13 protein-coding genes and 1 pseudogene are annotated in these 13,671 nt (G+C 72.3%); 10 read left to right on the top strand and 4 right to left on the bottom strand.

Annotation, left to right across the window (positions count from 1 at the left end; all coding sequences use genetic code 11):
- Positions 1-25 precede the first annotated feature (25 nt).
- The 4 genes from bioB (at position 26) to MTF65_RS00840 (ending at position 4,247) form a co-directional block, all read left to right on the top strand.
- Positions 26-1,258, top strand: a complete 1,233-nt coding sequence (gene bioB, locus MTF65_RS00855; protein WP_243626206.1) for a biotin synthase BioB — start codon at positions 26-28, stop codon at positions 1,256-1,258.
- Positions 1,251-2,585: an adenosylmethionine--8-amino-7-oxononanoate transaminase gene (locus MTF65_RS00850; protein ID WP_374207128.1), complete on the top strand. Its 1,335-nt coding sequence runs from the start codon at positions 1,251-1,253 to the stop codon at positions 2,583-2,585. The genes bioB and MTF65_RS00850 overlap by 8 nt, the downstream gene beginning before the upstream one ends.
- A gap of 1 nt (position 2,586) precedes the next feature.
- A complete protein-coding gene (gene bioD, locus MTF65_RS00845) occupies positions 2,587-3,333 on the top strand; it encodes a dethiobiotin synthase (protein ID WP_243626202.1) in 747 nt (248 codons plus the stop codon).
- Between the two features lie 218 nt (positions 3,334-3,551).
- On the top strand, positions 3,552-4,247 hold the full coding sequence (locus MTF65_RS00840; RefSeq protein WP_243626201.1) for a class I SAM-dependent methyltransferase: 696 nt from the start codon (positions 3,552-3,554) through the stop codon (positions 4,245-4,247).
- Between the two features lie 32 nt (positions 4,248-4,279).
- On the opposite strand, the pseudogene MTF65_RS00835 reads toward MTF65_RS00840, so the two are convergent.
- Positions 4,280-4,429 (bottom strand): annotated as a pseudogene (locus tag MTF65_RS00835) (GNAT family N-acetyltransferase); the annotation flags it as partial.
- A 172-nt stretch (positions 4,430-4,601) separates the two neighbouring features.
- Between MTF65_RS00835 and MTF65_RS00830 the strand changes: the two are divergent.
- The 4 genes from MTF65_RS00830 to purB all read left to right on the top strand — a co-directional run bounded on the left by MTF65_RS00830 (position 4,602) and on the right by purB (position 9,391).
- Complete coding sequence (locus tag MTF65_RS00830; protein WP_243626198.1) at positions 4,602-5,966, top strand: hemolysin family protein; 1,365 nt, start codon at positions 4,602-4,604, stop codon at positions 5,964-5,966.
- On the top strand, positions 5,963-6,988 hold the full coding sequence (locus MTF65_RS00825) for a hemolysin family protein (protein ID WP_243626197.1): 1,026 nt from the start codon (positions 5,963-5,965) through the stop codon (positions 6,986-6,988). Before MTF65_RS00830 ends, MTF65_RS00825 begins: the two co-directional genes overlap by 4 nt.
- 106 nt (positions 6,989-7,094) lie before the next feature.
- Positions 7,095-7,886: an SGNH/GDSL hydrolase family protein gene (locus MTF65_RS00820; protein ID WP_243626196.1), complete on the top strand. Its 792-nt coding sequence runs from the start codon at positions 7,095-7,097 to the stop codon at positions 7,884-7,886.
- Between the two features lie 71 nt (positions 7,887-7,957).
- On the top strand, positions 7,958-9,391 hold the full coding sequence (purB, locus tag MTF65_RS00815; protein ID WP_243626195.1) for an adenylosuccinate lyase: 1,434 nt from the start codon (positions 7,958-7,960) through the stop codon (positions 9,389-9,391).
- A 138-nt stretch (positions 9,392-9,529) separates the two neighbouring features.
- Here the strand turns inward: purB and MTF65_RS00805 are convergent, their stop codons facing one another.
- The 3 genes from MTF65_RS00805 to MTF65_RS00795 are packed head-to-tail and all read right to left on the bottom strand — an operon-like array spanning position 9,530 to position 11,709.
- On the bottom strand, positions 9,530-9,964 hold the full coding sequence (locus tag MTF65_RS00805; RefSeq protein WP_243626194.1) for a hypothetical protein: 435 nt from the start codon (positions 9,962-9,964) through the stop codon (positions 9,530-9,532).
- A 40-nt stretch (positions 9,965-10,004) separates the two neighbouring features.
- A complete protein-coding gene (locus MTF65_RS00800) occupies positions 10,005-10,754 on the bottom strand; it encodes an ABC transporter permease (RefSeq protein ID WP_243626193.1) in 750 nt (249 codons plus the stop codon).
- 43 nt (positions 10,755-10,797) lie between these two features.
- Complete coding sequence (locus MTF65_RS00795; protein ID WP_243626192.1) at positions 10,798-11,709, bottom strand: ABC transporter ATP-binding protein; 912 nt, start codon at positions 11,707-11,709, stop codon at positions 10,798-10,800.
- A 108-nt stretch (positions 11,710-11,817) separates the two neighbouring features.
- Here MTF65_RS00795 and MTF65_RS00790 point away from each other — a divergent pair, with 108 nt between their 5' ends.
- Together MTF65_RS00790 and MTF65_RS00785 are read left to right on the top strand one after the other, a co-directional pair.
- Positions 11,818-12,993 carry a sensor histidine kinase gene (locus MTF65_RS00790; protein WP_243626191.1) on the top strand — a complete coding sequence of 392 codons (1,176 nt, stop codon included), beginning with the start codon at positions 11,818-11,820 and terminating at the stop codon, positions 12,991-12,993.
- Positions 12,994-12,997: 4 nt separating this feature from the next.
- Positions 12,998-13,648: a response regulator transcription factor gene (locus MTF65_RS00785; protein WP_243626190.1), complete on the top strand. Its 651-nt coding sequence runs from the start codon at positions 12,998-13,000 to the stop codon at positions 13,646-13,648.
- The last annotated feature ends 23 nt before the right edge of the window (positions 13,649-13,671 follow it).

Below are 13,671 nucleotides of genomic sequence, written 5' to 3'. Positions count from 1 at the left end.
GGTCGTGTGGTCCAGGATCGGCACCATGGACCTGCTGAACACCCTGGTGGACAAGGGGCTGCGGCGTGAGCTGCCGACCCGCGAAGAGGCGCTCGCCGTACTGGCGACCTCTGACGACGAACTGCTCGATGTTGTGGCCGCTGCCGGCAAGGTGCGCCGCCAGTGGTTCGGACGTCGGGTCAAGCTGAACTACCTGGTCAACCTGAAGTCGGGGCTCTGCCCGGAGGACTGCTCCTACTGTTCCCAGCGTCTGGGGTCGAAGGCGGAGATCCTCAAGTACACGTGGCTGAAACCGGAGGATGCCTCGAAGGCCGCCGCGGCCGGGGTCGCGGGCGGCGCCAAGCGGGTCTGCCTGGTGGCGAGCGGGCGCGGACCGACGGACCGGGACGTGGACCGGGTCGGCAAGACCATCGAGGCCATCAAGGAGGGGAACGAGGGCATCGAGGTCTGCGCGTGCCTCGGCCTGCTCTCGGACGGCCAGGCGGAGCGGCTGCGCGACGCGGGCGCGGACGCGTACAACCACAACCTCAACACCTCCGAGGCGACGTACGGGGAGATCACCAAGACCCACACGTACGCCGACCGTGTCGACACCGTGCAGAAGGCGCACGCCGCGGGCCTGTCGGCCTGCTCGGGCCTGATCGCGGGCATGGGCGAGAGCGACGAGGACCTGGTCGACGTCGTCTACGCGCTGCGCGAGCTCGACGCCGACTCGGTGCCGGTCAACTTCCTGATCCCCTTCGAGGGCACCCCGCTCGCGAAGGAGTGGAACCTCACCCCGCAGCGCGCGCTGCGGATCCTGGCGATGGTCCGCTTCGTCTGCCCCGACGTGGAGGTCCGGATCGCGGGCGGCCGCGAGGTGCACCTGCGCACGATGCAGCCGCTGGCGCTGCACCTGGCCAACTCGATCTTCCTGGGCGACTACCTCACCAGTGAGGGCCAGGCCGGGCAGGCCGACCTCGACATGATCGCGGACGCCGGTTTCGAGGTGGAGGGTGCCGGTACGTCCACCCTTCCCGCGCACCGGTCCGAGGCGACGGCCGCGGCGCACGCGGGCGGGGTCTGCGGTTCCGCCTCGGCCTCGGCCTGTGCCTCCGACAGCGCCTCGGCCTCCGCCGGGGCGGGCTGCGGCTCGGCCTGCGGCGGCTGCTCCGGGCACGAGCCCGTACCCGCCCAGGCGGACGCGGGCGAGGTCCGCTCGGACCTGGTGGCGGTGCGCCGACGGGGCGCGGGGACGGACATCGCCCCCAATGCGTGATCCGTTCCCCCTGCACGACCCGCTCGACCGGATGTCGGACACCGCCGAACTCCTCGACCTGGACCGGCAGCACGTCTGGCACCCGTACGGCCCGATGCCCGGGCGGCAGGAAACCCTCGTCGTCTCCTCCGCCTCGGGGGTCCGGCTGCGGCTCGCCGCCCCCGCCCAGGGGCAGGACGAGCTGGTGGACGGCATGTCCTCCTGGTGGTCGGCGATCCACGGCTACAACCACCCGGTGCTCAACGAGGCCGCCACCTCACAGCTCGGCCGTATGTCGCACGTGATGTTCGGCGGTCTCACGCACGAGCCCGCCGTCCGGCTCGCCGCGAAACTCGTCGAGATCACCCCGCCGGGGCTGGAGCACGTCTTCCTCTCCGACTCGGGCTCGGTGTCCGTCGAGGTCGCGGTCAAGATGTGCCTGCAGTACTGGCGTTCGCTGGGGCGATCGGGCAAGACCCGGCTGCTGACCTGGCGCGGCGGCTACCACGGGGACACCTGGCAGCCGATGGCCGTCTGCGATCCCGAAGGCGGCATGCACGAGCTGTGGCAGGGTCATCTGCCGCGGCAGGTCTTCGCGGACGCCCCGCCCGGCGGCTTCGACACGCCCGTGGACCCGGCGTACGCCGACCACCTGCGCTCCCTGATCGCCGCGCACGCGGACGAGCTGGCCGCGGTCATCGTGGAGCCGGTGGTGCAGGGCGCGGGCGGCATGCGCTTCCACAACCCCGGCTACCTGCGGGTGCTGCGCGAGCTGTGCGACGAGTACGGGGTCCTGCTGATCCTGGACGAGATCGCGACCGGCTTCGGCCGCACCGGTGCGCTCTTCGCGGCGGACCACGCGGGGATCACCCCGGATGTCATGTGCCTGGGCAAGTCGCTGACCGGCGGCTACCTCACCCTCGCGGCGACGTTGTGCACCGAGCGGGTCGCCGACGGGATCTCGCGGGGCGAGGTCCCCGTACTCGCGCACGGGCCGACCTTCATGGGCAACCCGCTGGCCACGGCGGTGGCGCTGGCCTCCATCGACCTGCTGCTCGGCCAGGATTGGGCGGGCGAGGTCAAGCGGATCGAGGCCGGCCTGCGCGAGGGCCTCGCGGCGGCCTCCGCGGTCCCCGGGGTCCGGGACGTACGCGTGCTGGGCGCGATCGGCGTCGTCCAGCTGGACCACCCGGTCGACGTGTGGGCCGCGACCCGGGCCGCGGTCCGGGAGGGCGTCTGGCTGCGCCCGTTCCGCGACCTGATCTACACGATGCCGCCCTTCGTCAGCGGCGACGCCGATGTGGCCCGGATCTGCCGCGCGGTGGTCGCCGCGGCCCGGGAGGGCTGAGATGCCGGTGCTCTTCGTGTCCGGTACGGGCACGGAAATCGGCAAGACGGTGGCCACGTCGGCGATCGCGGCCTCCGCCGTGGCCGCCGGCCGCTCGGTCGCGGTCCTCAAGCCCGCCCAGACGGGCGTGGGGCCGACGGAACCCGGGGACGCGGCGGAAGCGGTGCGGCTGGCCGGGGCCGGGGTGACGGCGCTGGAACTGGCCCGCTACCCGGAGCCCTTGGCCCCGGACACGGCGGCCCGTCGCTCGGGTCTGCCCGCCCTCTCCCCCGCGCGGATCGCGGAGGCGGCGCGGCGGCTCTCGCTGGACCACGATCTGGTCCTGGTGGAGGGAGCCGGCGGTCTCCTCGTCCGCTTCGACGAGGCGGGCCACACGCTGGCCGACGCCGCCAGGCTCCTCGCGGCCCCGGTCCTGGTCGTCGCCCCGGCGGCGCTCGGCACCCTGAACTCCACGACCCTCACGGCCGAGGCCCTGCGGGCGCGGCGGCTGGAGGCGCTGGGCGTGGTGATCGGCAGCTGGCCGGCCGCTCCGGACCTGGCCTGCCGGTGCAACCTGGCCGACCTCCCCGGGGCTTCGGGACTGCCCCTCCTCGGCGCGGTTCCGGCGGGCTCGGGCGCGCTGGAGCCCTCCGCGTTCCGCGCGTCGGCTCCGACCTGGCTGGCCCCGGCCCTGCACGGCACCTGGGCGCCGGAGGCGTTCCTGGCCGCCTGGCCCCCTGGCCGGCCTGAGCGGGTCCGCGCCGGCTGACGCGGGTTCACCTGGCGGCGGTAGCGCTCCCCGGGGCGGGAGTTGACTGAGTGACACCGCGGCCGGACGCGGGCCGGCGGACACGGAGCCGACGGACGCGGGCCTGCGGACACGGAGATGACGGACACGGGCGGTGGACACGGGGCCTCGCCCCGGGATGACCGCCCGTTCCCGGGGGACAATGAGGGTATGCGTCCACCCGCATGAGGAGGCCCCCCATGCCCCGCCGCACCAGCGCGCCCAAGGACCTGGTCCACCACCCCCTCTTCGCCCGCTTCTACGCCCGCGTGAGCGTGCAGGCCGATACACGCGCCGGGATCGCGAGAATCCGCGACGAGCTCCTGACCGGCCTCACCGGCCGCGTCATCGAGATCGGCGCGGGCAACGGCCTCAACTTCTCCCACTACCCGGGCGCGGTGTCCGAGGTCGTCGCGGTCGAACCGGAGCGCATCCTGCGCCGTCACGCCGTGGAGGCGGGGTCCCGCGTCGAGGTGCCCGTCGATGTGGTGCCGGGCGTCGCCGAGGCCCTGCCGGTCAAGAGCGAGTCCTTCGACGGGGCAGTGGCCTCCCTCGTGCTGTGTTCGGTACGCGACCTGCCGCGCTCCCTGGCCGAGGTGCACCGCGTCCTGCGCCCGGGCGGGGAGCTGCGCTTCTTCGAGCACGGCCTCGCCCCCGGCCGCGGCATGGCCGCCTTCCAGCGCCTCCTAGACCGCACCGTGTGGCCGCGCGCGTGCGGTGGCTGTCACACCGCGCGCGAGCCGCTGGCCGCGATCGAGGCGGCCGGGTTCGAGATCACGGCCGTGCGCGGCATCCGGCTCCCGGAGAGCGGACCCGCCCTGCCCTCCTCCTACTGCGTACTCGGCACGGCCCGGCGCCCGCCCGCCGAGGGGGCTCCGCAGGGACGCTCCGGGTAATCGCCGGGCCATCACCGGTGAGCGGCTTGAAGGTCGAGCACCATCGCGTCCGCGCGCCGTCCGCCCAGCGCCACGAAGCGCTCCTCGCCGGCCTCCAGCAGGGCCGACCCGATGCCCCGCCGGCGATGGCCCGGGGGCACGGCGAGCCGGTACAGGTGGCAGCGCCAGCCGTCGAACCCGGCACGCCACCTTTGCCCCTCCTTTACCATGTGAGACACCTGTACGAACCGTTTCCATGAAGGAAAGGTGTGAGCGTCCGTCCATGGGCGAGCCTCCCAGTAGCCGACACCGCCGTACCGGACATCGCGCGAGACCCCTCCGCCTGACTGATCATGGGACGGAGGTGAACAACCGATGACCGAAGTGCTCCTGCTCGTCGTGGCGCTCCTGCTCTGCATTGCCTGCGGAGTCTTCGTCGCGGCCGAGTTCTCGCTGACCACCGTCGAGCGCAGCGGGCTCGAACGGGCCGTGGAGCGGGGCGAGCGCGGCGCGGACAGCGCCCTCGAAGCCGTCCGCGGCCTGACCTTCCAGCTCTCCGGCGCCCAGCTCGGCATCACGGTGACGGGCCTGGTCATCGGCATGATCTCCAAGCCCTCGATCGCCGCCCTGCTCCAGGGGCCGTTCAAGGCCATGGGGCTGTCGTCGGCTGCCGCCTCCTCCACCGCCCTGGTCCTGAGCACCGTGCTCTCGACCGTGGTCCTGATGGTCGTGGGCGAGCTGGTGCCGAAGAACTGGGCGATCTCCTCCCCGCTGGCCGTCGCCAAGCGCGTGGCGACCATGCAGCGGGTCTTCAGCCGGGCCTTCAGGCCGTTCATCGGGCATCTGAACAGCACGGCGAACCGCACGGTGCGCCGGTTCGGGCTGGAGCCGGCCGAGGAGCTGGCCTCCGCGCGCAGCCCCAAGGAGCTGGTGGCGCTGGCGCGGCACTCCGCCAAGGCCGGCGCGCTGGAGAAGGACACGGCCGAGTTGTTCGTGCGGACCCTGAACCTGGCCGACCTGACCGCGGAGAACGTGATGACCCCGCGCGTCCAGGTCACCGCCCTCGATGTGCAGGCCACCGCCGAGGACGTGGCGAACGCGACCCTGGCCACCGGCCTGTCGCGCTTCCCCGTCTACCGGGGCAGTCTCGACATCGTCGTGGGCACGGTCCACATCAAGGACGTACTGGCGCTGCCCGCCGAGGAACGCCACCGGATCCCGGTCTCCCAGCTGCTGCGCGAGCCGCTCCTCGTACCCGAGTCGCTGACCGTGGACCGGCTGCTGGACCGGCTGTCGGGCAAGCGGACGATGGCCGTGGTGATCGACGAGTACGGCGGTACGGCCGGTGTGGCCACGCTGGAGGACATCGTCGAGGAGGTCGTGGGCGAGGTCCGCGACGAACACGACCCGCACGAGACACCGGACCTGGCCCCCGCCGGTACGGACGCCTCCGGCCGCGCCCTCTACTCCGCGGACGGGGCGGCGCGCACCGATCAGCTCCGGCGGATCGGACTGCGGGTGCCGGACGGTCCGTACGAGACCCTGGCCGGTCTGATGGCGACGGCGCTGGGCCGGATCCCGGCGGTCGGCGACAGCCTGGAGCTGGACGGCTGGCGGCTGGACGTGGTGGACGCGAGCGGCCGCAGGGCCGCGCGGGTGCTGTTGCACGTTCCCGTCGGGCGCGGTGCCGGCGATGGCAACGGCAACGGCAACGGCGACCGCACGGAGGGGACCCGATGACCGCGATCCAGTTGCTCATCGGCCTGGCGACCCTGGTCGTCAACGCCTTCTTCGTCGGGGCGGAGTTCGCCCTGATCTCGGTACGGCGCAGTCAGATCGAGCCGTACGCGGAGCAGGGCGACCGTCGGGCCCACTCCGTGCTGTGGGGCCTGGAACACGTGTCGGCGCTGATGGCGGCGGCGCAGCTGGGCATCACGTTGTGCACCCTGGTGCTGGGTGTGGTGGCCGAGCCGGCCATCGCGCACCTCCTGACCCCGCTTCTCGACGCCGTCGGGGTGCCGTCCGGGGTGACGCACGCGATCTCCTTCGTGGTGGCACTGACGCTGGCCACCTACCTGCACATGCTCTTCGGCGAGATGGTGCCGAAGAACGTGGCGCTGGCGGAGCCGGTGCGCACCGCGCTGCTGCTGGGGCCGCCGCTGGTGACCGCGACCCGTGCGCTGAAGCCGGTGATCTTCGCGGTCAACGCGTTCGCCAACGCCCTGTTGCGGCTGCTGCGGGTGGAGGTGAAGAGCGAGGTCACGGCGACCTTCTCGGACGACGAGCTGGCCCGGATCGTCAGGGACTCCTCCGAGGCGGGGCTCATCGACGACCGGGCGAGCGAGCGGCTCTACGACGCGCTGGAGCTGGGGCGGCGGCCGGTCGCCGATGTGGTGCTGCCCGCCGACCAGGTGGTCTCGGCCCGGGTGGGCATCACCCCGGCCGAACTGGAGCGGCTGTCCGCCGAGTCGGGGTACTCCCGGTTCCCGGTGATCGACGCGGAGCACAGGATCCTCGGCTATCTGCACGTCAAGGACGCCCTGGACGCGGACGCGACGGAGCGGGACCAGCCGTTCCCGGTGTCGGCGCTGCGGCAGATCGCCCAGGTACGGGCGGAGACCCCGCTGGACGACGTGCTGACCGCCATGCGGCGCAGCCGTACGCACCTGGCGGCGGTGCTCGGGCCGGATGGCGCCTTGGCGGGTCTGGTGACGATGGAGGACGTACTGCGCGAGCTGTTCGGCAGGCCCGCCTCCGCGTGATCGCGAGGACCTGGAGGACCTGGAGGACCTGATGGCCATGTCGGTCCCCGCCGGTACCCCGCCCTTTTGCGCAGGGCGGGGTACCGCGCGGTAACATCACCCCGCCATGGAGATGAATGCGCCTTACACCAGTTTCGTCGCGGTCGGCGACTCCTTCACCGAGGGCATGTCCGACGCCCTTCCCGACGGCTCCTACCGGGGCTGGGCGGATCTCCTCGCGGCCCGGCTGGCGACGCGAGAGCCGGGCTTCCGCTACGCGAACCTCGCGGTCCGGGGGAAGCTGATCGGGCAGATCGCCGAGGACCAGGCTCCGGTGGCGGCGGCGATGGGCGCCGACGTGGTGACCCTGGTGGGCGGCCTGAACGACGCGCTGCGGCCCAAGGTGGACATGGGCCGGGTGCGCGCTCACCTGGAGGAGTCCGTTGCGCTCCTCGCTCCCTCCTGCCGGCGACTGGTCCTGATGCGCTCCCCCGGGCGCAACGGTCCGGTGATGGAGCGGTTCCGGCCGCGCATGGAGGAGCTCTTCGGCATCATCGAGGAGCTCGCCGGGCGCCACGGCGCCCTGGTCGTGGACCTGTACGGGGCGCCCGCGCTCGCCGATCCCCGCATGTGGGACGTGGACCGGCTGCACCTGACCGCCGAGGGCCACCGCCGCGTGGCGGAGGCCGTCTGGCAGACCCTGGGCCTGCCCCCCGAGGAGGACTGGCGCGCCGAACTGCCGCCCGCCGTACCGCCGGGCTGGGCCGTACGCCGCACCCAGGACCTGAGCTTCGCGCGCCGGCACCTGCTGCCCTGGATCGGCCGGCGGCTGACCGGCCGCTCCAGCGGGGACGGCCGACCGCCCAAGCGGCCGGGGCTGCTGCCGTACGAGGCTTCCGCCGCCGATCGGCTCTCGTAGCAAGGCACAATCGGAGGCGGGGTCCCTACCTGCGTAAATACACAGCGGCGGCCCAAGTAGAATCCCTCCACGTGACAGCCAAGCCCCGCATCCCCAATGTCCTGGCCGGCCGCTACGCCTCCGCGGAGCTCGCCGTCCTGTGGTCCCCCGAGTACAAGGTGACGCTGGAGCGGCGGCTGTGGCTCGCCGTCCTGCGCGCCCAGAAGGACCTCGGTATCGAGGTTCCGGACGCCGCCCTCGCCGATTACGAGCGCGTCCTCGATACGGTCGACCTCGCCTCCATCGCCGAGCGGGAGAAGGTCACCCGGCACGACGTGAAGGCCCGGATCGAGGAGTTCAACGCCCTCGCCGGACACGAGCACGTCCACAAGGGCATGACCTCCCGCGACCTCACCGAGAACGTCGAGCAGCTCCAGATCCGGCTTTCGCTGGAACTGGCCCGGGACCGCACGGTCGCCGTCCTCGCCCGCCTGGGCAAGCTGGCCGGCGAGCACGCCGAGCTGGTCATGGCCGGCCGCTCCCACAACGTCGCCGCGCAGGCGACCACCCTGGGCAAGCGCTTCGCCACCGCCGCGGACGAGCTGCTGGTCGCCTACCACCGCCTGGAGGACCTGCTCGGCCGCTACCCGCTGCGCGGGATCAAGGGTCCGGTCGGCACCGCCCAGGACATGCTCGACCTGCTGGGCGGCGACACCGCCAAGCTGGCCGACCTGGAGCAGCGGATCGCCACCCACCTCGGCTTCGCCCAGGCCTTCACCTCCGTCGGCCAGGTCTACCCGCGCTCGCTGGACTACGACGTCGTCACCGCCCTGGTGCAGCTGGCCGCCGCCCCGTCCTCGATCGCCAAGACGATCCGCCTGATGGCCGGCCACGAGCTGGTCACCGAGGGCTTCAAGCCCGGCCAGGTCGGCTCCTCGGCAATGCCGCACAAGATGAACACCCGCTCCTGCGAGCGTGTGAACGGCCTGATGGTCATCCTGCGCGGCTACGCCTCGATGACCGGCGAGCTCGCCGGCGACCAGTGGAACGAGGGCGACGTCTCCTGCTCCGTGGTCCGCCGCGTGGCCCTGCCCGACGCCTTCTTCGCCTTCGACGGCCTGCTGGAGACCTTCCTGACGGTCCTCGACGAGTTCGGCGCCTTCCCGGCCGTCGTGGCCCGCGAGCTGGACCGCTACCTGCCGTTCCTCGCCACCACCAAGGTGCTGATGGGCGCGGTGCGGGCCGGCGTGGGCCGCGAGGCCGCCCACGAGGTCATCAAGGAGCACGCGGTGGCCTCCGCGCTCGCCATGCGCGAGCAGGGCGCCGAGCGCAACGAGCTGCTGGACAAGCTGGCCGCCGACGAGCGGATGCCGCTGGACCGGGCGCAGCTCGACGCGCTGATGGCCGACAAGCTGTCCTTCACGGGCGCCGCGGGCGACCAGGTCGCGGCGGTGGTCTCCCGTATCGAGGCAATCGCCAAGCAGCACCCGGAGGCCGCCGGCTACGCGCCGGGCTCGATCCTCTAACCCCCGACGAGCCGCATGCCGCCCGTGCCCGCGTCCTCCCGGACGCGGTCACGGGCGGTCTCTGCGTGTGCTCTCCGGCGGCATCAATCCGCCTCTCCTCTCCGCCGCGACGACCCACCACATCGCCCGCCCCGGCAGCTAGGGCGGGTCAACCACCGTCACCGCCGCCATCAGCTGCGGCGAGTGGTCGGCGCCCCATCGGGCTTCGTAGAGCGCGATCCAGCGGTCGCCGGCCCGCCAGAGGTTCAGGTGGGCGGAGGTGTCGCCGATCTCCCGCCAGGGCTGCGGCACCTCCCCCTGCTCCGGTCGCAGCCTCAGGCTGCCCAGGCTGAACGTGTCGGGCTCTCCCCAGCGCTCCCCCAGCCGGTGGGTCAGCGCCTCGAATTCGGCCGCGACCTGCTCCTCCCCCGCTATCCGGTCGGCCGCGTCCTCGTCGCCGTACCAGCGGCTGCCGCCCAACTCCGCGAGGTGGTATCCCGGGCCGCTGGTGCCCACGTCGGACCGGCCCGGAACCTCGGGGAAATCGCGCGTCCTGAGCCGGTCGATCGTGTCGAGATGCTCTGCCGTGGTCATACCGTCAGTATCCCGAGGGCCACTGACAACTGGCCCGGCGTCACGCGCTGCGCCGACGCACCGCCAGCCACCCGCCGACGACCGCGGCCGCCGCCCACAGCGCCATCACACCGAGCCCCGCCCAGTGTCCGACGGTCTCGCCGGGCTCAAGCCGCATCATCATCTGGCCGGCCCGGTCCGGCAGGAACTCGGCGACGCCCCCGGCCTTCGCGCCGACGATGAAGGACACCATCAGAACGAAGGGTATGAGCAGGCTCAGCACGGCCGTTCCGCTGCGCAGCACGGCCGTCAGGCCCGCCGCGAACAGTGCCATGAGCGCCAGGTACATCCCGCAGCCGAAGACGGCCCGCAGGCTGCCCGGGTCTCCCAGCTCCAGGGTGTACGGGCCCATGAACGACTGGCCGGCCACGAACGTGACGAATCCGGTGATCTGGCCCATCACGAAAGCGAGTCCGCCGATCATGGTCATCTTCGACAGGTAGAAGCGGGTGCGGTTCGGCACCGCGGCCAGCGAGGTGCGCAGGGCGCCGTTGTGAAACTCGGCGGACAGCGCGGTCGCACCGAAGGCCATGGCCGCGATCTGGCCGAAGTTGAGCCCGTAGAAGGCCGCGAGGAGCGGATCGTCCCCCATGCTTCCCTCCTCGGCCTGGCCGAGCGCCGCAGCCGTCAGCGCCTGGATCCCGGCGGTGGCGACCAGGATGGCTATCAATGCCCCGAGAGTGCCGCGCAGGGACCGTATCTTGATCCATTCCGAGTGCAGGACGGGCATGGTGGGCAGAGCGGCGCGCATGGCGAAGCCTCCTGGGTGAGGAAGGAAAGGGAAGAGGGAAAAGTCAGCGGGTGGCGGCGAACTGGGCGTGGTCGGCGGTGAGGTCCAGGTAGGCCTGCTCCAGCGAGGTGCGCTCATCGGAGAGTTCCAGCATGGGGATGCCTTCACGGGCGGCCAGGGTGCCGATGTCATGGGCCTGTATGCCCTCGACGGTCCAGCGCCCGTCCTCGGCGGTGGCCATCTCGAAGCCGTCCCGCGCCAGGGCGGCCCTCAGCCGGATCGGATCCGAGGTCCGCAGCCGTACCCTCGGGGTGCTGCGGGCGTCGATGAACTCCTCCATCGAGGTGTCGGCCAGCAGTCTCCCTTCGCCGAGCACCACCAGGTGGCCGGCGAACGCGGCGGTCTCGGACATCAGGTGGCTGGAGACCAGGACGGTGCGTCCCTCGGCGGCGAGGCCGCGCAACAGCTCGCGGATCCAGATGATGCCCTCGGGGTCGAGGCCGTTCGTCGGCTCGTCCAACAGCAGCACCCCGGGGTCGCCCAGCAGCGCGGCGGCTATGCCGAGGCGCTGGCGCATGCCGAGTGAGAAGGTCTTGATCCGCCGCTTGGCCGCCGAGGCGATCCCGGACTGCTCCAGGACCTCGTCCACCCGCCGCATGGGGACGCGGTTCGCGGCGGCGAGGAAGCGGAGGTGGTCCCGAGCGGTGCGTCCGCCGTGGGCGGCCTGCGCGTCCAGCAGCGCGCCGACCCGGTGCAGCGGGTACGGGAAGTCGGAGAACCGCTGTCCGCCGATCGTGGCCGTACCCGAAGTGGGCCGGTCCAGGCCCAGCAGCAGGCGCATCGTGGTGGACTTGCCGGCGCCGTTGGGGCCCAGGAAGCCGGTGACCCGCCCGGGCAGAACGTCGAAGGTGAGGTCGTCCACGGCCCGGGTACGGCCGTAGTCCCTGGTGAGTTCTCGGATCTCGATGCTGTTCATGGCTCAAGACTCGCCGTCGGCCCCACCCCTCTTCCTCCCCCATGCGAGGGTGCCGTCTCCCCCACGTGGGGGAGACGGCCGTGACCTGCCGGCTGTCACGATGAGTACATGTACCGACTGCTCCGCGCCCCGCTTCAACCCGTGACCTACTCACGCTGGTTGCACCTCTGCGTGCCCATCCTCATGTTGGCCGTCTGGATGTTCATAGGGCCCGAGGCCCCGTGGGTGCCGCTGCTCGTCGTCATCCCGCTGGGGCTGGTCCCGTGGGTGCGGCTGGCCGAGGGGCTGCAGGCGCGGTTCCTGCTCACCCCGCACGACGGGGATGGCGCCGAGAGCACCATCAGTACGGTCGCCTCGGCTCGGTGGAGCGACCGGTGGCGGACCCTGCTGTGGCTCGAACTGCGGCTCGTCGTCTCGCTCGGCGCCATGGCTCCGACGGTGTGGCTCCCCTTCATGACGGTCGAACTGGTGGCGACCGCGTTCGGGCACCCACTGGAAGCGGATCCCCTGCTGCCCTTCGTCCCGCCGCGCTGGGCCGCCGCGCTGCTCGCGCCGGTGCCGCTGGTCCTGCTCATCGCCATAGTGGTCCTTCTCGGGGAGCTGATCACCGCGATCGCCCAGCGGTTGCTGGGTCCTTCGGCGGCGGAGCGGCTCACCGCACTGGAGGCTCGTACCGAGCAGCTCCTGGAGCGGACCCGGATCGCGCGCGAACTGCACGACTCCATCGGGCACGCGCTGACAGTGGCGGTGGTGCAGGCGGGGGCCGCCCGGGCCACCGGCGATCCGGAGTTCACCGACCGGGCGCTGAGCGCGATCGAGGAGACCGGCCGGGCCGCACTGGAGGACCTGGAGCGGGTGCTGCTGGTGCTCCGGGAGTCCTCGCAGCCGCCGTCCCAGCGGCCGACGCTGGCGGAGGCGGACCGGCTGCTGGAGTCGGCCCGGGCCGCCGGGGCGGCGGTGGACGCCCAACTGAAGGGTCCGCTCGAGAAGTTGCCCGGCCCGGTCACCCGCGAGGGGTACCGGATCCTTCAGGAGGCGCTCACGAACGTGCTGCGGCACTGCGGTCCCGTACCCGTCAGGGTGAGGATCGAGATGGCCAAGGACCGGCTGGACCTGGAGGTGTCGAACCCGCTGCCCGAGGGCCCGGCCTTCAGCTCGGGCGGCGGGAGCGGGCTGCGCGGGATGCGGGAGCGCGCCGCGCTGCTCGGCGGGAAGGCCGAGACCGGTCCGTACGAGGGCAGTTGGAGGGTGTGCGCCCGGCTTCCGCTGGACCGAATACGCTGACCGGATGCCGGTTACCGTACTGCTCGTCGATGACGAACCCCTCGTGCGCGCGGGTCTGCGCGCCATCCTGGACGCCCAGCCCGACATCGAGGTGGTGGGCGAGGCGGCGGACGGCGCCTCGGTGGTCCCGCTCGTCCGCCGGCTCAGGCCGGACGTGGTGGCGATGGACGTGCGGATGCCGCTGCTCGACGGGATCGAGGCGACCCGGGCGGTCCTGAAGGCCGTGGATTCCCCACCGAAGATCCTCGTGGTGACGACCTTCGAGAACGACGAGTACGTCTACCAGGCGCTGCGGGCAGGCGCGGACGGCTTCCTGCTGAAGCGGTCCCGGCCCTCGGAGATCGTGCACGCGGTACGGCTGGTGGCCGAGGGCGAGACACTGCTGTTCCCCGCCGCGGTACGGGCCCTGGCCGCGGAATACGGGAACCGGGCGGCGCGGGCGGTACTGGAGCGGGCCGCGCTGACCGAGCGGGAGGAGGCCGTGCTGCGGCTGATGGCGCGGGGGCTGACCAATGTGGAGATCGCCGCCGAGCTGATCGTCGGTACGGAGACGGTGAAGTCCCACGTCAGCGCCATTTTGGCGAAGCTGGGGGCGCGGGACCGGACCCAGGCGGTCATCACGGCGTACGAGTCCGGATTCGTCTCCCCCGCGTGAGGGGAGGGTTGCTTCCGGCCGAT

The organism is Streptomyces sp. APSN-46.1, assembly GCF_022815725.1.
Lineage (GTDB): Bacteria > Actinomycetota > Actinomycetes > Streptomycetales > Streptomycetaceae > Streptomyces.
This window is presented reverse-complemented; position numbering and strand designations above follow the sequence as displayed.

Coding starts and splice junctions, on each gene's coding strand:
- bioB (WP_243626206.1), top strand. CDS start 26: ATGGACCTGCTGAACACCCTGGTGGACAAGGGGCTGCGGCGTGAGCTG.
- MTF65_RS00850 (WP_374207128.1), top strand. CDS start 1,251: ATGCGTGATCCGTTCCCCCTGCACGACCCGCTCGACCGGATGTCGGAC.
- bioD (WP_243626202.1), top strand. CDS start 2,587: ATGCCGGTGCTCTTCGTGTCCGGTACGGGCACGGAAATCGGCAAGACG.
- MTF65_RS00840 (WP_243626201.1), top strand. CDS start 3,552: ATGCCCCGCCGCACCAGCGCGCCCAAGGACCTGGTCCACCACCCCCTC.
- MTF65_RS00830 (WP_243626198.1), top strand. CDS start 4,602: ATGACCGAAGTGCTCCTGCTCGTCGTGGCGCTCCTGCTCTGCATTGCC.
- MTF65_RS00825 (WP_243626197.1), top strand. CDS start 5,963: ATGACCGCGATCCAGTTGCTCATCGGCCTGGCGACCCTGGTCGTCAAC.
- MTF65_RS00820 (WP_243626196.1), top strand. CDS start 7,095: ATGGAGATGAATGCGCCTTACACCAGTTTCGTCGCGGTCGGCGACTCC.
- MTF65_RS00805 (WP_243626194.1), bottom strand. CDS start 9,964: ATGACCACGGCAGAGCATCTCGACACGATCGACCGGCTCAGGACGCGC.
- MTF65_RS00800 (WP_243626193.1), bottom strand. CDS start 10,754: ATGCGCGCCGCTCTGCCCACCATGCCCGTCCTGCACTCGGAATGGATC.
- MTF65_RS00795 (WP_243626192.1), bottom strand. CDS start 11,709: ATGAACAGCATCGAGATCCGAGAACTCACCAGGGACTACGGCCGTACC.
- MTF65_RS00790 (WP_243626191.1), top strand. CDS start 11,818: ATGTACCGACTGCTCCGCGCCCCGCTTCAACCCGTGACCTACTCACGC.
- MTF65_RS00785 (WP_243626190.1), top strand. CDS start 12,998: ATGCCGGTTACCGTACTGCTCGTCGATGACGAACCCCTCGTGCGCGCG.